Origin of the sequence: Nostoc sp. JL33 (genome assembly GCF_017114985.1) — a bacterium.
GTDB lineage: Bacteria > Cyanobacteriota > Cyanobacteriia > Cyanobacteriales > Nostocaceae > Nostoc.
This window is the reverse complement of record NZ_JABXKP010000015.1, coordinates 20,072-37,550: the sequence shown is the minus strand read 5'-3', so window position 1 is coordinate 37,550 and position 17,479 is coordinate 20,072. Positions and strand designations below refer to the sequence as shown.

Annotated in this window: 18 protein-coding genes; 6 read left to right on the top strand and 12 right to left on the bottom strand. The window is 42.6% G+C overall.

All coding sequences use genetic code 11. The features are described 5' to 3' along the window. Nucleotides 1-128 precede the first annotated feature (128 nt). From HWQ23_RS03140 to HWQ23_RS03125, 4 genes are all read left to right on the top strand, one after another. Entirely contained in the window at nt 129-395 is a 267-nt protein-coding gene (locus tag HWQ23_RS03140) for a Precorrin-3B methylase (protein ID WP_292823422.1), read from the top strand. A 444-nt stretch (nt 396-839) separates the two neighbouring features. Continuing rightward, nucleotides 840-1,691 carry an alpha/beta hydrolase gene (locus HWQ23_RS03135; RefSeq protein ID WP_292823420.1) on the top strand — a complete coding sequence of 284 codons (852 nt, stop codon included), beginning with the start codon at nt 840-842 and terminating at the stop codon, nt 1,689-1,691. Nucleotides 1,692-2,613: 922 nt separating this feature from the next. Next, entirely contained in the window at nt 2,614-2,796 is a 183-nt protein-coding gene (locus HWQ23_RS03130; protein ID WP_292823418.1) for a hypothetical protein, read from the top strand. 386 nt (nt 2,797-3,182) lie between these two features. Then, nucleotides 3,183-3,878, top strand: a complete 696-nt coding sequence (locus tag HWQ23_RS03125; protein WP_292823416.1) for a pentapeptide repeat-containing protein — start codon at nt 3,183-3,185, stop codon at nt 3,876-3,878. Nucleotides 3,879-3,974: 96 nt separating this feature from the next. On the opposite strand, the gene HWQ23_RS03120 is transcribed toward HWQ23_RS03125, so the two are convergent. The 7 genes from HWQ23_RS03120 to HWQ23_RS03085 form a co-directional block, all read right to left on the bottom strand. Continuing rightward, on the bottom strand, nt 3,975-4,946 hold the full coding sequence (locus HWQ23_RS03120; RefSeq protein WP_292823414.1) for a polyphosphate kinase 2 family protein: 972 nt from the start codon (nt 4,944-4,946) through the stop codon (nt 3,975-3,977). Between the two features lie 161 nt (nt 4,947-5,107). Beyond that, entirely contained in the window at nt 5,108-6,184 is a 1,077-nt protein-coding gene (locus HWQ23_RS03115; RefSeq protein WP_292823412.1) for a molybdopterin-dependent oxidoreductase, read from the bottom strand. Nucleotides 6,185-6,254: 70 nt separating this feature from the next. Continuing rightward, nucleotides 6,255-7,040 (bottom strand): ATP-binding cassette domain-containing protein, encoded by a 786-nt coding sequence (locus HWQ23_RS03110; protein ID WP_292823410.1) that lies wholly within the window; start codon nt 7,038-7,040, stop codon nt 6,255-6,257. Nucleotides 7,041-7,186: 146 nt separating this feature from the next. Continuing rightward, nucleotides 7,187-7,972, bottom strand: coding sequence for an aliphatic sulfonate ABC transporter permease SsuC (gene ssuC, locus HWQ23_RS03105; protein WP_292823408.1), 786 nt, complete (start codon nt 7,970-7,972; stop codon nt 7,187-7,189). Between the two features lie 222 nt (nt 7,973-8,194). Continuing rightward, nucleotides 8,195-9,271, bottom strand: coding sequence for a sulfonate ABC transporter substrate-binding protein (locus tag HWQ23_RS03095; protein ID WP_292823406.1), 1,077 nt, complete (start codon nt 9,269-9,271; stop codon nt 8,195-8,197). Nucleotides 9,272-10,007: 736 nt separating this feature from the next. Continuing rightward, nucleotides 10,008-10,988, bottom strand: coding sequence for an aldo/keto reductase (locus HWQ23_RS03090; RefSeq protein ID WP_292823404.1), 981 nt, complete (start codon nt 10,986-10,988; stop codon nt 10,008-10,010). Nucleotides 10,989-11,541: 553 nt separating this feature from the next. Then, nucleotides 11,542-12,042: a hypothetical protein gene (locus HWQ23_RS03085; protein ID WP_292823402.1), complete on the bottom strand. Its 501-nt coding sequence runs from the start codon at nt 12,040-12,042 to the stop codon at nt 11,542-11,544. Here HWQ23_RS03085 and HWQ23_RS03080 point away from each other — a divergent pair. Then, a complete protein-coding gene (locus HWQ23_RS03080) occupies nt 12,022-12,396 on the top strand; it encodes a hypothetical protein (protein ID WP_292823400.1) in 375 nt (124 codons plus the stop codon). The two genes, HWQ23_RS03085 and HWQ23_RS03080, sit on opposite strands and share 21 nt — an antisense overlap. Nucleotides 12,397-12,858: 462 nt before the next feature. On the opposite strand, the gene rpsU is transcribed toward HWQ23_RS03080, so the two are convergent. Together rpsU and HWQ23_RS03070 are read right to left on the bottom strand one after the other, a co-directional pair. Next, nucleotides 12,859-13,002, bottom strand: a complete 144-nt coding sequence (gene rpsU / locus HWQ23_RS03075) for a 30S ribosomal protein S21 (RefSeq protein ID WP_375466538.1) — start codon at nt 13,000-13,002, stop codon at nt 12,859-12,861. A gap of 152 nt (nt 13,003-13,154) precedes the next feature. Beyond that, the gene (locus tag HWQ23_RS03070) at nt 13,155-13,466 is read right to left on the bottom strand and encodes an RNA recognition motif domain-containing protein (protein ID WP_292823398.1); all 312 of its coding nucleotides are present in this window, start codon (nt 13,464-13,466) and stop codon (nt 13,155-13,157) included. A 396-nt stretch (nt 13,467-13,862) separates the two neighbouring features. Between HWQ23_RS03070 and ilvA the strand changes: the two genes are divergently transcribed. After that, on the top strand, nt 13,863-15,374 hold the full coding sequence (gene ilvA, locus HWQ23_RS03065) for a threonine ammonia-lyase, biosynthetic (RefSeq protein WP_292823396.1): 1,512 nt from the start codon (nt 13,863-13,865) through the stop codon (nt 15,372-15,374). Between the two features lie 163 nt (nt 15,375-15,537). On the opposite strand, the gene HWQ23_RS03060 is transcribed toward ilvA, so the two are convergent. The 3 genes from HWQ23_RS03060 to HWQ23_RS03050 form a co-directional block, all read right to left on the bottom strand. Further along, nucleotides 15,538-16,572, bottom strand: coding sequence for a hypothetical protein (locus tag HWQ23_RS03060; protein ID WP_292823394.1), 1,035 nt, complete (start codon nt 16,570-16,572; stop codon nt 15,538-15,540). A gap of 10 nt (nt 16,573-16,582) precedes the next feature. Continuing rightward, entirely contained in the window at nt 16,583-16,828 is a 246-nt protein-coding gene (locus HWQ23_RS03055) for a hypothetical protein (protein ID WP_292823392.1), read from the bottom strand. Nucleotides 16,829-17,170: 342 nt separating this feature from the next. After that, nucleotides 17,171-17,419 carry a hypothetical protein gene (locus HWQ23_RS03050; RefSeq protein ID WP_292823390.1) on the bottom strand — a complete coding sequence of 83 codons (249 nt, stop codon included), beginning with the start codon at nt 17,417-17,419 and terminating at the stop codon, nt 17,171-17,173. Nucleotides 17,420-17,479 lie beyond the last annotated feature (60 nt).

Genomic DNA, 17,479 nt, shown 5'->3' with positions numbered 1-17,479 from the left:
AAGGCATATTTAATTTCACGCCTATGTCTATTTTTGATATCGATTTGCGAGTTTGACTTGTTTGGGTTGCGATTGTGAGAATGAGTCTGACTCGTTAGGATGGCATTAGAAATTTATCGCATTTGAGTATGGCAAAGCAAGAACCTCCACTCACACCAGAAGCGCTGATTAAAGAAGTGTGTCGGCGGATTCGAGTAGCCCGCAGCTATTGGGATGCTCATAACAACGCTGCCTGTCGGGGTGAGCGCGATCGCGCAATCTTCCTTTACAATACACTGACCAAGGAACAAAAAGAGCAGATTCCGCAAGTGTTGCGGGTGTGGCTGCGCTATCGCAGTGAGAAGTATTTTGGCGCACACCGAACACCACCCAAATCGGCACGAAAATCAAAATAGTCCTTACCAAGGCAACACCTCGCCGTTGATATGCTAAAAGATACATTGTTGATGATCGTTGTGCGATCGCTAAAACAAACGATAATTATTTTTTTTGACCTTTATATAGCGTTTCCTAATCACATTGGCTATAAGTAAGTCGGCAAGAAAATTTTAATGGATGTAAACAAATATAAATTAACGTAGGGTGTGTTAGACAAGAGTACGGCACCATCCATAATTCAAGGTGCGTTACTAACGCACCCTACAATTAAAATTTCTTTTCTTAACATAGTTATAAATATTCCCACTTACCTACTTAGATCAAAATATTGTTACTTAATGACTTACAACCTGCTGTCTTAAACCCATTTCTTCATCCACCATTCGTATACAATACCCAACTTCATTCTGACGACTAACACCTTTATTCTTGATAAAGCTTTACCATATCAATAAAATCTCATGGAAAAACAGGAAGTTTTAAAACTGCTAATTGGTGATTTTACTTGGCAACGGCTGGTTAAATCTTTAATATTTATCTATATATTTTTTAGTGGATATGTATATTTCCGAGCAGATAGCATGATTTTTCTGTCTCAACCTTCTAGCTATCAAGATAATCCAGAAATTATTAAGTTAATAAGTGGGAAAAATACGAAGATATCAGCTACATACTTATTGAACAATAAAGCTAAATATACGATTCTTTATTCTCATGGTAATTCCGAAGATTTAGGAGATATCAAACAGCTCCTAGAAAAATTACACGCATGGGGTTTTAGTGTCTTTGCTTATGATTATCGTGGTTATGGTACAAGTGAAGGAAAGCCGACAGAAAGTCACGCATATGAAGATATTGATAGCGCTTACAATTATTTGACCCAAACTTTAAAAATATCACCTGAAAGAATTATAGTTTTGGGGCGTTCAGTTGGCGGTAGTTCTGCGGTAAACTTAGCAATGCGAAAACCGGTAGCTGGTTTAATTATTGAAAGTTCGTTTATTTCTGCTTTTCAAGTAATAGTACCTTTTCGGATTTTACCTTTTGATAAATTTCCCAATCTGGATAATATCAAAAAAGTAAAATGTCCGATATTAGTGATTCATGGAAAAGCGGATGATATCATTCCTTTTGCTCATGGGGAAAAGTTGTTCAATGCTGCAATATCCCCAAAACTTTATTTGTGGGTTGAAAAGGCAAATCATAATGATTTATTCTGGGTAGCTGAAGAAAAGTATCAGAAAACTTTGCAAGAGTTTACTAGCCTTGTAAAGGCAAATCAGCAATTGTCCCGTCATACTATTCTGCCTTAGAGACCATTTATAAAGTAAAACTTAAGTAGGGTGTTGTTACGGCTTTGCGATCACGCACCCCTATATAACATGGTGCGTGATAGGGCTCATGCCATGTTTTTTGATTCAAGCGAGGAAATATGCCAGCAGGGATGTCTGCCAAATCTAACCAGTAGATAGATTGCTATGTGTTTTCTAGTAAATTGCTAGCCAGTTGTAAAGAAGCGATGACCGAGCGCTGTAAGTTGCCTGAGAAGATATTCTACAGCGTTGGGCCAACAACTGGCGATTTGTGGAGTTACTGAGGCATAGGGTAAACCATTGCTCGTGTAACCTTTGGGCTGTCCCGTTCTCTTGATATCTCATTTAAACTGCAAAACAGAGACTTGTAATGCCAAATTGGCAGAATCTTTCTATCTTCATTTGAAGTGCTGCCGTAACTTCAACTTTTTCTTCAAGGGCGAATGCAATAGACATAGGCGTGAAATTAAATATACGTTACCCAGAACCCTTGTAGAGACGTAGCACTGCTACGTCAAAACAATTCTTTTTCACTCCTATGTCTAATACTGCTCCGTTAAGAATATTCGTAGGTTGGGTTGAGGTTTTGCGTAACCCAACAAACCCCGCTCTTAGGTTGCGTTACCCTGCCTTAAGCCCCAACTCTTCTCTACGAGAGGCTGCGCCAAGGAGACGCTGTTCGCGTTCGGGTCTACACCCAACCTACACATTTTTATTTTTTAGGCAAAACCTACGCAGTATTGAGGGCGAATAGAAAGAGTATGGCGAATGCCAGTTGAATAGATAACTTTTAGCAAAGTTCGTTAAGCACGTACAATTTAGATCGGTTGTCACACACACCAGTCTGATTGTGATTAGTCATAATGTAGTGTAGTAGTGCAATATATTGCACTGTTACAAAAGCTAAATACAGAGGTAAACTATGTTTCCTTTTTGGGGTAATACCTGTTATGGAAGCGAACCCATTTCGCGCAAAGCTGGCTTAGAGCGGAAATTAAAATTCTTGACTTGGATGCGAGATGATTTAGAGTCCAAACTGGCTGGCGTTAATGCTTCTATTGATACGATTCGGCAGCAAATAGAACGCTCAGACTCAGTTGTTTAGAACTTAGTTCTTGCATTTGTAGTTAAGCCGATTGTAACTCCTTTGTGACTGGGCGCTGTAAATGGGCTGCATCACTGTTGTAGGTCTTTGTGCAGCGCTCTGTCACAACTGGCAGTCTTGAAAAACGAAGCTTAGTCTTTTGTGCTACTGCAACTAACTTTGAATAAATAACTCAAGACAGAGGTAGGTAAACAGAGTTTATTAATATCTTGAAGTTAGGGATTTCCAATAAATAAATTATCCAATCTTGTGGGGTGGGCCGAAAAGCCCGCCTTTGGTTACTGGGCGGGCTTTTCGGCCCACCCCACAATAAATAGTTGGATATTTTTTTATTTGTCAGTCCCTTAGAGCCGTAATCCTCACTTAACGCGCCAAAAGTTATAAAAATGAAAAATATTATCTCGATTGGTTGGAATAGCTGGTTAAAACGGCACAAAGAATCTATTTTACTATTTGACTCAATTGCTGCTGCTAGTGAAATTGCCTTTATGCTTAACGGGGAGTGGGATGGCTGCAATGGTGTGATCATAGCTAAATGTGATGAGGTAGCTGTTAACACTGCGGCCAAAATATTAGCAGCTACATGGTGTTATCAAGGCGCATCAAAAGCTGTTTTAGGCAGAGTAACAACTGATGAAATTTTACGCCGTTATGCAATCGGAGAAAGAAATTTTATTAATGCTAATTTGAGGTGTGCAGTACTTGCATCAGTAAAGCTGAGTGAAATTAACCTAAGTTATGCCTCGTTGAGTTGGGCAGACCTAAGCCAAGCCAATCTAAGTAAAGCTGATTTAACAGCCGCAGACCTAAGTGAAGCTAATTTAAGTGGAGCCGACCTAAGTAAGGCATACTTAATGAGAACAAACCTAAAGGGGGCAGACCTGCAACTAGCAGATATGAGGGGGGCTAACCTAAGTAGCGCCTGTTTAAGTGAAGTTAACCTCACTGATGCAGACCTAAGAGGAGCCAATCTAGCACTAGCAGACCTAAGAGGGGCAAATTTTCACTTGTGCAATTTGAGTGGGGCTAACTTAACAGGTGCCAAGATAATTGAAAGTGACTTGGCTTTTGCTAGACAATGATCGCGCTTCGGGGCGATCGCACTTACATGCGGTTTGCTTAAATAACCAACGATAATAATGTGCGATCGCGTGGGCGACTCCCGCTATCCCGTCGGATTAATCTGGAACCACAATATTTTCTAAACCCTTTTCTGCTGGTGGAAATTGCGGGTTCATTGCCTCTAAAGTATCTGCGATCGTTCGAGCTACTACCAAGTTACGATACCACTTATTGTTTGCAGGTATGACATACCAGGGAGCATGAGCAGTCGAGCAATTGTTAATCATGTCTTCAAAAGCCGCTTGGTAGTCATCCCACAGCACCCGCTCTTTTAAGTCGTTGCTAGAAAACTTCCAATGCTTATCTGGATCTTCTAGCCGACTTTCCAAGCGGCGTTTTTGTTCGTCTTTAGAAATGTGAAGGAAAAACTTGATCACAGCAATGTTGTTGAGTGTCAGCATATGCTCAAACTCATTAATCAACTGATAGCGATCGCGCCAGATATCCTCCGGTACTAGCTGTTTGACTCGCACAATTAACACATCTTCGTAATGAGAGCGATTGAAGATGCTAACCATCCCGCGTTGTGGTGCCCGTTGGTGGTAACGCCAAAGAAAATCATGGCTTAATTCTTCATCGCTAGGCTTTTTGAATGACCAAACCTGACAGCCTTGTGGGTTCAGACCACCGAATACATGTTTGATAGTACCATCTTTGCCCCCGGTGTCCATCGCTTGCAGCACGATTAGCAAACTACGTTGGTGTTCAGCATATAACCGTTCTTGTAAATTTTGCAACCGTTGACGCTGCTTTTCCAATTCTTCCTCAATCTGCTTCTTTTTCTTGTAGTCCTCAGAGGTATTTGGATCGAAATTAGCCAAGGTGATCGGCTGTCCGGGATGAACTCGGTAGCGAGGATAGTCTGGTTTAGGCGGTGGCTGATCTACAACGATTTTTTCAGGTGCCATTTCCTCGGCATACTTAGTTGTAATCTTTGCTGCCGCTTGTTTTGTCTTACGAGATTCTGCTGCTGTTGTCTTGCTGGCGGCAGTTGAATCATTATTTTTTGAACTATTTGACTGGCTCATAGGTTCTTTTAACTTAGATAGGGTTTACCGTAAGATATTTTTAACAAAACAAAATTCAGGAGTCAGGAGCCAGAATTCAATTGGAGAATTCTGTGAGACTGGTGAATGAATAAACGGGTTTAAGTCCCCCACGAGAGTAGATTCTGAATTCTTCTTCAAGGCTATCTGTTCACCTCAATTTGATGCCAAGAGTTATTCATGTATCCCTTGAAATTCCAAATCGTTCTGATATTTTCTGGCTGAGTGTTACCAGCAGAATCCCAGGCACGCACAATAACTCGGTTATTGGCATTTTTAAGATTTATCTGGCTGCGCCAAAATTGCCAAGTCCAGGGATGCTGTGATTCTTGAAGCTCTACTTGCATCCAAGTTTCCCCTCCATCGGTGGATAGCTCGACGTATTTAATGGTGCAATCTCCAGTTGCGATCGCATACCCCTCAATTAAGATCGGGTTTGCTAGTATTGTCTCTCCATCGAATGGATCACAGATTACAGAATTCACGGTTATCTCCCCTAGCATCTGTCCTTTAGTCCAATCAGCCGTCTTTGATTGAACCTCTGGTGCAAAGAGTTTATAAGCATGTTGCTGAAAGTAATTACTAGAAGGGCTAGTTTGCAGCGTGATGCTCGATAACCATTTAACGCTACGAGCGCCAATATAACCAGGTACGACAACCCGCAGTGGGAAGCCATGCTCAGAAGTTAAAGGCTCACCGTTCATCTCATAGGCTAAGAGAACCTCTGGACTCATCGCCTTCTGAATGGGAATAGAACCCCCAAAGCCGAATTTCTCGCCTTCTTTTTCAACTTCATCGAAACTACTAAAGGCTACGTGTTGGGCATCGGCTTCGATTCTGGCTGCTTGCAGTACCTCAAAAAGTGGAACACCACCCCAGACTGCGTTGCTAATTGCTCCTGCACTCCAAGGTTCTTCACCTTCAATCGGCTTGGCTTTGATCAACTCATCACGCCGATTGCCAGCGCAGTAAAGCGTTGCCATAACTGTACGTTTCGGGAATTTTTCTCGAATTTCATTCAATGAAAAATGCAGTGGCTGACCTACACTGCCATTAATAGACAAACGATAGTCGGCTGGATCAATATTCGGAATTGAGCCATGATTGCGGATGTAAAATAATTCTTTCGGTGTTACAAAGTTTTGCCTTAACAGCTTCAACGGTGGCTCGGCATTTAAAGGTATCTGCTCTCGGATAATTAGGTCTGAATGCTTAATCATGGCGTTTGAGTATGGAAATTTTCTGGCTCAAGAATGAATGTCTTGGCCTGTTTTTACTTCAATACCTCACTTAACTAGTCTGTACCATCTGTTGAACTTTTTCTTCTTCCCCATTAATTAAACCTGCTTCATCACCCATAACGCGCTCTAAGATTTCTTCTGCTAGAGTGAGGAATTCTGGGTCTTTGCGTTTGCGAGGACGTGGTAGCGATATGCGCTGATCCATTGTGACTCGACCATCTTCAAGGAGAATGATGCGATCGGCTAGCGTTACTGCTTCATCCACATCATGAGTAATTAAGAACGCCGAAAATTTTTGTTCATGCCAGATTTTTTCAATTAATCGCTGCATCTCAATGCGAGTCATGGCATCCAAAGCACCAAGCGGTTCATCTAACATTAATAAGCGCGGCTCTCTCACTAAAGCCCTAGCAAGTGCCACCCGTTGCTTTTGTCCTCCCGAAAGGACGGCCGGCCAATCCTTAGCTCGTTCTTTTAAACCTACTTGCTCTAGTGCCTTCTCTGCCTTTTGCCGCCAGTCTTTTTTGTTCAATCCTAATCCGACATTTCCTAGAACATTGTCCCACGGCAAGAGGCGGGCATTTTGGAACATTGTTCGCGCATTGCGATTACGCCCGCGCAATGGTTGCCCGTCGATTAAAACTCCGCCGTCACTCGGACTTTCAAACCCAGCTATCATCCGCAGCAGTGTACTTTTACCGCCACCACTGCGTCCAACGATCGCAATAAATTCTCCCGGTGCTATATCTAAATCGAGACTCTGCAACACCTGATTACTACCATAGGTCTTTGTCAGACCCATCACTTTTACCTCTGCGCCTTGTAAGGGTGCCATCTTCACAAACCTCTCTAAAAACTGCAACAGAATTTTGAATAATAAGTAGCTGTTATAATCTGGCTACACCAGAAAGAATGGAAAAGTGAGTAAAGAATATTAAAGTTTTACTTCCAAGCTTTTGCCTTTTTACAGCCAGATAAACTTTAAGCAGCTTGGTAGTTAGAATCCCACCTTAACCATTTTTCTTCTAAAGCTTTGGCAGCGACATCTGCTAACTTGCCCAACAAGGCATAAAGCAAAATGCTCAAGACAACGACATCGGTTTGCATAAATTCACGCGCGTTCATTGCCATGTAGCCAATGCCAGAGTCGAGTGTGATAGTTTCAGCAACAATCAAGGTTAGCCACATAATTCCCAAGGCATAACGCAGACCAACAATAATTGAACCCAATGCGCCTGGGAAGATGACTCGCTTAAATAAAGACCAGCCATGCAAGCCGTAGGATTTCGCCATTTCAATCAGTTCTGGATCAACCGTGCGAACTCCGTGAAAGGTATTGAGATAGATGGGAAAGAATACTCCCAATGCCACAAGAAAAATCTTAGCTTCTTCGCCAATGCCAAACCACAAAATTACGAGTGGAATTAACGCTAAGTGAGGAATATTCCGAATCATCTGCACTGAGGTGTCCAAATACTCCTCTGCTGGACGAGCCAATCCATTAAGTAATCCCAAGCCAAAGCCAATACTACCTCCTAGCAAGAACCCAATCACAGCCCGGATTGTACTGATAATCAAGTTTCGCCATAGTTCCCCGGAACGGGATAAACGAACTCCTGCAAGTATTACATCTGAAGGGGCAGGCAATACTCTTGTAGAAAGCCAGCCAGATTTCACCAGTAATTGCCAAAGAATAATCAGAACAATCGGCACAATCCAAGGTTTTAGCTGCCGAAACCCTGCTTGATAAAATCGGTTTTTTTTCATCTTGAAGCTCCTTCTGCGGTACGTTGTTGCTTAGGAAAATCTTGGTTGGCGACAATTTCACCAAAAGGACTTAATACGTGCTGTTGTGCTGTACTAAGTAAATTCTGAAGTGGTAAACGGGGAAAGAGTAATTCAGCTACTCGATAGGTTCCATTGAGACTCGACTCCTTAAGTGTTTTAGCTATAACTGCAAGAATGCGCTTATGTAGCTTGCAAAGAGTTTTAATTAGGCTTCTGATCAGACACCATAGCTACTTGACTGACATCAATTTTTTTAGGAACTAATTTCAGACGATAAAAAGTATCAGCAAGCCTTTGTTGATAAGCTACAACTTCCTTGGTAATTAGTTCTAAGCCATAAGCTCTTCTTTTTGCTACCTGCTCTAAAACACCAGCATCAATCCCAATTAAAGGTGAGAGAATTTGTGCAACCTCTTTTGGTCTAGGTTTTGCCCATTCATCTACTTTTTTGATTTCCTCTAAAACGACTTTCAAGCGGTCAGGATGCTTCTTGGCAAAGGTTTGAGAAGCAAAAAGGAACTCTCGATTTTCGACTATATTTGTAGCATCTGTAAGTATTCGCGCCCCTGTAGCTTGTTCGGCAGCTGCAAAGTATGGGTCCCAAATCGCCCATGCATCTACTTTTTTCTGCTCAAATGCTGCTCTAGCATCAGCTGGCGGAATAAAGACTGTTTGAATATCGCTATATTTCAAATTAGCTTTTGCCAATGCCTGTACAACTAAATAATGGACATTTGAGCCTTTATTTAAGGCAATTTTTTTACCTTTTAAGTCAGCAATATTGCGAATTTGAGAATCTTTTGGGACTAGAATTGCTTCGCCTTTGGGATTAGGAGGTGAACTGGCAACATAAAGCAGAGGTGCGCCAGCCGCTTGAGCAGATATGGGAGGGGTTTCTCCTGCATGTCCAAAGTCAAGCTGACCAGCATTCAAAGCTTCTAATAGTTGCGGCCCAGCTGGAAATTGATTCCATCGCACCGATAAACCCATTGATTTAAACTTTTCCTCCAAATCTCCCTTTGCCCTTAAAAGGCTGAGAGAACCAAACTTTTGATGACCAATACGAACTACCTTTTCTGGGTCTTTACCTATGCTAAACGACGGCAGAGATGCATAAATTACCGAATTATTTGGAGAACAAGCAGAAATTATCAAACTCAAGCTGAGACTAACAGCAAATAGGAAAGTAAATATTTTGCTTGAATGCTGTTTTAATAACTTTATAGCTTTGTGCCATCTTACTATAAGTGCAGAAAATTTATCCTGATTTAGAAACATTTCATCCTCAGTTTGAAATTCCTCAGTTTCAAATATTGAAAATTTATAGTTAAAAAGTATTAAAACCTTAACTAGCTTTCATTACAATTTTTTGATAGTGTAAAACTACAGTAAATCGGGCGGGATAATGTAGGATCTAGCTAAAGGATGATATTGTAATGTTTATATCTTGTCCTAATGATATAAAGTAACGTGAGTTCGACGGTTATAAAAAGGCAAAAAGCTTGCTAGAGATGATTTGAGAAACTGGGTAGGTATTGGGATGCGATCGCTATGAGCAAAGAATGCACGCTCCGAATTGTACCGAATGCTACATAAACTGCGCTATGGCTCGGTGGCTGATACCAATTCAATTTATGACTGCAACACATTTTTGCGTAAAGACGCGATTCATCGCGTCTCTACAAATGGTCTATTTGTCGCTTTCTTTTTTCCAATTGGTATGAGGCAATACAACTGTGATCCGGCAGCTAGCAGGGGAAGGGCAAATATGTGTTAAATATTACATATAAGTAAGTCGGTGAGAATAAATCAAACTAGATTAAGTAATGTAAAAAATCTTGAGATTAGTTCGTAGTGAGGACTTTAGTCCTCAAATGATGGCTGAAGCCCTCACTACAAACCTTGAATTATTCACACCGCTCTACTTATAACAAGTTAAGGCTATTTCAAAAAATGTGACTGCAACTCATAGCCAAGCTAATGGTTAATATTCAAATTCAGCAAAGTTGAAATTTCACTTAGTTTGAAAGATATTTTGTACCATTTTTTTGTCTGCATTCGCCGCCGCCCGATCCAACTCTGCAATTTCACTAGCGTCTAATTGCCAACCCAATGCACCAATATTCTCCCTCGCCTGTTCCACGCTTTTTGCTCCAGGGATAGGAATGGTTCCTTTACAGATGCACCAATTAATTGCTACCTGTGACATAGTTTTGTTTCTGGACTGTGCCACCTCTTGCAAACATGCCAAAAGCGATCGCATTCCTGGTAATATCTGCCTAAACAGCAGACCTCGGATGCCTTTAGGCAGACGTCCTTGCTCAGAGTATTTTCCTGTCAGTAGCCCCAAGGCCAGAGGGCTGTAGGCAATCAGTTTAATTTGCAACTGATCACAAAGGTCTTTGAGCTTTAGTTGGGTGACAGGATATGTAGACAACAAAGAGTATTGAACTTGCACACTAGTAATCGGAACGCCTCGTTCAGCAAACTTTTTCTGCACTTGCTTAAGCTGTTTTGGCCCATAATTGGATAGTCCCACTCCCTTGACCAGTCCTTGCTCATACAAATCGGCAAGACCATCCAACAGCCCTTCCTCTTGCCAAGGAGCATAGTTTGCTGTAGACCAGTGCATCTGTACCAAATCAACGTTTCTTCCCAAGCGTTGGGCAGATGACTTGCAAGCCCTTACCATTGATTGACGTGTCCATCTCCACGGGTAAGCAGCAATCTTAGTAGCAATACAAATATTTTCTTTGCCTGAACCTAGATATTCTCGGTTGAATCGTCCCAGGAGTAACTCACTGCGACCATTCAATCTCCCAGTTCCGTAAGAATCACCTGTATCAAATAAAGTTACACCGTTGCTTACACAAAGGTTAAAGACGGCTTGCAACTGGTCATCCATACTTTCGTCATATCCCCAAAGCAGTTGATTGCCCCAGGACCAAGTCCCGCAGCCCATCATTGGGAGGGAGAGTTTTTGGAGAGTCTGCATCTTTGCTCTCTGTAAATTGCCTTATTAATTATCAGGCATATAGCAGGTATTAACGCGCGATTAGGATGATTAGCAGGCAAATAGGGAAAACCTTCTAGAGCCTCGATTCAGTATAGGACTTACGCAAAATATCTCTCAAACTCTGATTTCTCCGTGTCGCGCCAGTTGCTACAACGGGGGGAACCCCCGCAACGCACTGGCTTCTCTGCGCCTCTGCGGTAGCCTGCGGCAAGCCGCTCCGCGTCTACGTTATTCCGTAACTCATGCGTAAGTCCTACAGTAATCAAAAACCTAACCCCCCAACCCCCTTCCCTGCGTTCGCGTAGCGTCTCGTTGGCGCAGCCTCTCGTAGAGAAGAGAGGGAAGGGGGAGAGGTTATTCCAGGATTACTGAATTGCTGTTCTAGCACTCGTGCAACGTTGCCTATTTTTTTTAAAATTTACAGAGGTTTGGGACGTTCCCCAAAGTAGGCTCGCTACTTTCTTATTGGGCAAACAAAGCCCAAGCACATATATTTGTAGTCGGTTGCTAAAAGAGCGATTAGTACCAACCATTAGGATATTGTCGGATTTGCAAGCAGCCAAGCTTTCTGCGTCCATGCGTTATTAAAGAATCCAACCTCTGGCGCTTTTAATTCAAATGAATGAGGCGGTGATTGTAGCAACAAGGGCGAACCTTTGTCATGAGCCTCAACTAAGTTAACTATCCAGGGAAGAAAGTCTAAGATTTCTTTTGGTAGTACAGTTAACTCAAAGTCCCACAGCAAATTTAGACCTCGGCATACTTGTCCTTTTCTTAACATTGTGATACCAGAACTTTTGTTAATAGCCAGTCGAAGGATGAACGGGCGGAATGGGACAAATTCATCAGGTGCTGTATAAGCGTATATATTTACATAGTTTAGCCTTTGCCTATGATCCATCCAAGATGCGATCGGAGAATTACTACTATAAGATGTACCAGTTATGATCACCGGCATATTCATAGCAGCTGCAAAGTTAGAGTAGAACTTATGCCTTAGTTCGCTAACAATATGTTTAACTTCTGGGTTCATGGTTGCTACGCCTATTACAAAAACGATACCTACAGTCAGACAATGCAAGGATTTTGGATTTTGGATTTTAGATTGATCTCAGCAATCAAGTCAGGGGCAAGTCATTTAATTTTAGATTTTGCCCAAAGTTGCTCTTGCGGCTCTGCCGCGCCACTTCCTTCAACTCTCGGAACCCCCCTTCGGGTGACGCTACGCACAGTCGCTACCGCTACGCTAACACCAGTCGCCTACGGCGGGAAACCCTTTCGGCAGTTCCTCATGGGGGAGACCCCCTCTGAGCGACTGCCTCACTACAGCGCTGGATTCACCGCAACGGAGTGGCTTGACTTGAGCAAACTTTCCAAGACGGATTAAAGAATTATTCTCGCGTTTAAAGAAAGCTTGCTCTGGGATCTTTTTAAATAATGGAACGCAAGAATCTTCTCTTCTTAGGCTTCGCCCAATAATCCAAAATTTAAAATCTAAAATTAGGTAAGCTACGCTAACGCATGGCTTCAAAAGAGACAGTTTTAACAATTCACGCATTCAAAATGACGCTCTCTTACGCGGACTCGTTGGCGGAGCCTCTACGAAGGCGTAGCCCAAGGTAGAGAAGAGTTGAGGCTGCGCTAACAAAATTCTTGCATTGCATTAAAGACATTTTGCCTACGGCACGCTATAGGGAAGAGACTCTTATTTAAACCACGACTGTAGCAAGCAAGATCCCCGCAGGGTAACTGAGCGGAGTTTCGGTGGCTTTGCCTCGGCGCTACGTGAAATGGTTGGGGTCTTAAACCTTTTAATTTACGATAATTAATTGCGGAAACTTCTCTTATGCTATTTGTGCTTGGCAATTGCTTTGCGTTTGCACTTTTGCAGGGGCGTTTCAAAGTGATGGTGCTTTCTGATATCTACAAAAATCCCCGCTTTCGATACTTCTGGCTTAAATCGACATAAGGCTGATTCAATCCCTTCACTTATTGTTTACCATTATTTGGGTCATACTATATTTTTACTAAATAGACTTAATTAGTGGTTGGGTTGTGTTAAATACTCCAGTCAACCGAAGCACAAAAAAGGCAGACGCCTTGTCTGCCCTCAAGAATTTAGAGTTAAATTCTTGATTTTAGACCTTAATAGCGGCTAGAGGAGGCATCACCACCACCATAGTTTCCTCGTCTACCACCAGAAGAACCTCCGTCTATTTTCGGCTTCGCTTTATTAACTTTTAAGCTCCGACCCATCCACTCAGCATTATTAAGCGCCTCAATCGCAGCTTCTTCTTGTGGGCCTGATTCCATTTCTACAAAACCAAAACCTCTCACCCGACCTGTTTCTCGGTCGATAGGCAATTGAACATTTTTTACAGTCCCGTATTCTGCAAAAACCTGCCGGAGGTCATCTTCTTTAACCTCATAAGATAGATTACCGACATAAATTGACATAGAATGTCTCCAGAATCAGGGGGTGTAGAGATTTACATCCGGAGAGGTCTGTAATACAAGTATATATAAAAACAAACTACACAGCCGAATTCAATCTTTCATGCCTACTTTAACATAAATTGAGAAGTTATATTTATCAGCAACACTATACTAATTTGTTGATCTAAATACTCGGACAGTTGGCAAAACTCGTTTAAAATCAACTTACCAGCGATCGCATTAAATTTGAAGTCACCAAAAAATCCAATCAATGAATATTTTCTCTTGAAATAGTATTATTAATTTTTAAATTTTATTCACTCAAAATTTCGAGAGAGTGCAATTAAATGAAACCAGTGCGATCGCTTGTAACGTAAAATTAATCTCCATCCGGCATTTGCTAACACTTTGACGCCCATGTATTGCGACTACCTCATCCAAATCCTGACTGCCCGTGTATACGATGTTGCCCAGGAAACACCACTGGAGTATGCCCCAAATTTGTCTGCGCGGCTGAATAATCAACTCCTGCTGAAACGTGAAGATATGCAATCAGTATTTTCCTTTAAACTGCGGGGTGCTTATAACAAAATGGTGCAACTGCCACCAGATATATTGGCGCAGGGTGTAATCGCAGCGTCTGCGGGGAACCATGCTCAGGGAGTCGCCCTTGCAGCCCAACGCTTGGGAACTAAAGCGATTATCGTCATGCCAATAACCACACCCCAAGTTAAGGTAGACGCGGTTAGAATGAGGGGCGGAGCAGTCGTGTTACATGGAAACACTTACGACGATGCTTATAGCTATGCCCGTGAATTAGAAGTAGAAAAAGGATTGACCTTTATTCATCCCTTCGATGATCCCCATGTGATTGCTGGACAGGGAACAATTGGGATGGAAATTTTACGGCAATATCAGCAACCCATCCATGCGATTTTTGTGGCAATTGGCGGGGGTGGATTAATTTCTGGGATTGGGGCTTATGTGAAACGGTTGCGGCCGGAAATCAAGATTATTGGGGTTGAGCCAGTAGATGCTGATGCGATGTCTCAATCGCTAAAAGCCGGACATCGGGTGCGCTTGTCTCAAGTGGGGTTATTTGCTGATGGGGTAGCGGTGCGGGAAGTAGGTGAAGAAACCTTCCGTTTGTGTCAGCAGTATGTAGATGAAATTATTCTGGTGGATACAGACGCTACTTGTGCTGCGATTAAAGACGTGTTTGAGGATACGCGATCCATTTTAGAACCAGCAGGTGCATTAGCGATCGCAGCTGCCAAAGCCTACGCAGAACGGGAACAAATCGAAGGGCAAACCTTAATTGCTGTTGCCTGCGGTGCAAACATGAATTTTGATCGCCTCCGCTTTGTGGCAGAACGGGCAGAGTTCGGCGAACGCCGCGAAGCGATCTTTGCAGTCACAATTCCTGAAGAACGGGGAAGTATTCGCCAATTTTGTGAATGTATTGGCAACCGTAATCTTACCGAGTTTAATTATCGCATTGCCGATGAAAAAACAGCCCATATTTTTGTCGGTGTGCAAATTCAAAATCGTGCCGATGCTGCAAAGATGGTAGAAACCTTTGAAGCTCATGGATTTGAAACTCTTGATTTAACGGACGACGAACTAACTAAATTACATCTGCGGCACATGGTGGGTGGGCACTCTCCCCTGGCTGACAATGAATTGCTTTACCGTTTTGAGTTTCCCGAACGTCCCGGCGCATTGATGAAGTTTGTTACTTCCATGAATCCCGCCTGGAATATCAGTCTTTTTCACTACCGCAACAACGGCGCAGACTACGGCCGAATCGTTGTCGGTATCCAGGTTCCTCCACACGAGATGGAAGAGTGGCAAGCTTTTCTCGATCACCTGGGCTATCGCTATTGGGATGAAAACAAGAATCCCGCATACAAGCTGTTTTTGGGATAGGTGAGGAGTGGAGAAGGCAATAGGGTACAGGTTACAGGGAATAGGGTACAGGTTACAGGGAATAGGGAATAGGGTACAGGTTACAGGGTACAGAAGATTATTCCCTATCACCTGTCACCTGTCACCTGTCACCTCTCCCGAATCCCCAATCCCCAATGCCAATTTAACGAGAACTCCCCTCCAATATCAGATTGGAGTCCCAAGTATAGAAGCCAATTTGGTTAGGAACCCTAGAGAATCTGCCTGTCCGATAGCCTCTAGATAATTCATTCAGCACCTTATTTTTGATCTCTCTAAGTTGCTGAGAATTTAGTTCTCCATAAATTCCGGCGATGACTTCAGCAACGCTGAAAACTTTACCTGGATTTTCTTCTAACAGAGAGGTGAGGGCATCGATTAAAAATTGACCCTCAAAGGCTTTGAGCATTGGTACTGCTTTTGCCGGAGGTACGAAAGGTTTCTTCTTTTTGTTTTTGATGCTTTTAGAAACACCATTGCCATTACTTGGGACTACCAAACTTAAATCCAGAGTATAACAACCTGGCTCATCGGGAATAGTTGACCAGTAATTCCTTTCTCTGCCTTGGGTGAGGGAAGATTGAACCCTACCTTTAACTACTTTGAATAGATTGGAATCTAACTCTCCATAAAGCGATCGCACGATAAAATCGATATGACAGACAGTGCCTATCTGCTCTTGCAATAGCTGTTTTATCGCTTCCATTCGCGAGAGAGCATGATCATACTGGGGTAGCATTGGGATTTCCGCCACCTTCGTTGAATTATCGTTGTTCTCTGTGGATATCTCTATATCTGGCGATGTCGTTAAAGGTTGAATCTCTTTTGTATCAACAGCAGAAAAGGAATTATCTATCTCAACCTTATTTGAGTCTTTTCGTTCTGACTGTACAGACTCCCCGATGTTTTCGTCGATGTCATCAAGGGATGATAAAAACACCAGAGAGCCTTCTTGGGAAAGATTTGAGGTTTCATCAGCCGCCGTTAATCTTGATATCTGCTTGTTGGCATCAGAAAAAGACCAGTTAGACAACAACGCTTCTACATGATCGAGCTGAATTCGCGCCTGCACAAAGAGGCGTTCATACTCTTCTGTAAGGCGAGCATAATAGTCTCGTAATTCCAACAGTGGTGAGACAAAGGTGGCTGGAGGTGATTCTAATTGTCCATTTTGAGTCATAAGGCTTCAATTAATTTAAATCGATGTCACTTTTGTAAGTCATTGCTCTGGGTTTTGCTTTGTGAGGTGTTGGCTGGGATTTCTTAGGCGGTTGGGGAGGGCGACATCTCTCACAATATAAAGGTCGAGGTCCGAAAGTCTCGCGTTTGGTCGCTTCGTTACACTCTTTACAGACAAAGTTGAAAACACGAGTATGAATCTGTCTTTTGTGCGCCCTGACAGTATATTCTCTAACATCAATGAATTTACTTGCCATAATCAGGAATTGTGAATTGCTGTCGGATCAATGTCTTATCAATATAGCTATTCAAGCAAATCAAACTGCATCAGTGTGTGTTTATGTAGAAGTTTTATTCAAATCAGTGAATTTGACGCCTAGCATAGAAGTGCAGATGAGCAACTTGATAATTAGCTATTGACTATCCTCTAAGCATATAATTGGTGATCAGCAAACACTACTACCATTCCTTAGGCGCAGGCGATTTTCATCGCCCTGATCAGGGAAATTGGGGATGGTGAAGTAGGGGATTATTCACTTCCACTTCTATTGATTGGCAAAGGGCGCGATCGCCAGTGTCCAGTGTGTGTAATTGTCCATCTAAACCTCCGGGATACTCCCGCACACCGCAGGTTGGTGGGACACTTCTAACCCCTCTTCCTGATGGCAGGTATCGGCAACTAAACAGGTAATGTCGGTTTCATCCAACGGAGCCAGCATTAAGGTATTGAGATTGGCATCTCGTTTTTGCAGTTCTTTCAGGATTAGCATCAACGGATGGGCAGGGAAAACTTCGTTATCTCGATAGGCTCCGAGTATGAGTAAATATCCTGCTTCCGACTCGCTCATTAACAATTTCAGCAGGTTCAAAGAGGCAGAATCAGCCCACCCTACTAAGAGTTGAGGGTG

Excerpts from the sequence above, each read along its gene's own strand:
- HWQ23_RS03140 (WP_292823422.1), top strand. The coding sequence starts at position 129 with ATGGCAAAGCAAGAACCTCCACTCACACCAGAAGCGCTGATTAAAGAA.
- HWQ23_RS03135 (WP_292823420.1), top strand. The coding sequence starts at position 840 with ATGGAAAAACAGGAAGTTTTAAAACTGCTAATTGGTGATTTTACTTGG.
- HWQ23_RS03130 (WP_292823418.1), top strand. The coding sequence starts at position 2,614 with ATGTTTCCTTTTTGGGGTAATACCTGTTATGGAAGCGAACCCATTTCG.
- HWQ23_RS03125 (WP_292823416.1), top strand. The coding sequence starts at position 3,183 with ATGAAAAATATTATCTCGATTGGTTGGAATAGCTGGTTAAAACGGCAC.
- HWQ23_RS03120 (WP_292823414.1), bottom strand. The coding sequence starts at position 4,946 with ATGAGCCAGTCAAATAGTTCAAAAAATAATGATTCAACTGCCGCCAGC.
- HWQ23_RS03115 (WP_292823412.1), bottom strand. The coding sequence starts at position 6,184 with ATGATTAAGCATTCAGACCTAATTATCCGAGAGCAGATACCTTTAAAT.
- HWQ23_RS03110 (WP_292823410.1), bottom strand. The coding sequence starts at position 7,040 with ATGGCACCCTTACAAGGCGCAGAGGTAAAAGTGATGGGTCTGACAAAG.
- ssuC (WP_292823408.1), bottom strand. The coding sequence starts at position 7,972 with ATGAAAAAAAACCGATTTTATCAAGCAGGGTTTCGGCAGCTAAAACCT.
- HWQ23_RS03095 (WP_292823406.1), bottom strand. The coding sequence starts at position 9,271 with ATGTTTCTAAATCAGGATAAATTTTCTGCACTTATAGTAAGATGGCAC.
- HWQ23_RS03090 (WP_292823404.1), bottom strand. The coding sequence starts at position 10,988 with ATGCAGACTCTCCAAAAACTCTCCCTCCCAATGATGGGCTGCGGGACT.
- HWQ23_RS03080 (WP_292823400.1), top strand. The coding sequence starts at position 12,022 with ATGTTTAACTTCTGGGTTCATGGTTGCTACGCCTATTACAAAAACGAT.
- HWQ23_RS03085 (WP_292823402.1), bottom strand. The coding sequence starts at position 12,042 with ATGAACCCAGAAGTTAAACATATTGTTAGCGAACTAAGGCATAAGTTC.
- HWQ23_RS03070 (WP_292823398.1), bottom strand. The coding sequence starts at position 13,466 with ATGTCAATTTATGTCGGTAATCTATCTTATGAGGTTAAAGAAGATGAC.
- ilvA (WP_292823396.1), top strand. The coding sequence starts at position 13,863 with ATGTATTGCGACTACCTCATCCAAATCCTGACTGCCCGTGTATACGAT.
- HWQ23_RS03060 (WP_292823394.1), bottom strand. The coding sequence starts at position 16,572 with ATGACTCAAAATGGACAATTAGAATCACCTCCAGCCACCTTTGTCTCA.
- HWQ23_RS03055 (WP_292823392.1), bottom strand. The coding sequence starts at position 16,828 with ATGGCAAGTAAATTCATTGATGTTAGAGAATATACTGTCAGGGCGCAC.
- HWQ23_RS03050 (WP_292823390.1), bottom strand. The coding sequence starts at position 17,419 with ATGAGCGAGTCGGAAGCAGGATATTTACTCATACTCGGAGCCTATCGA.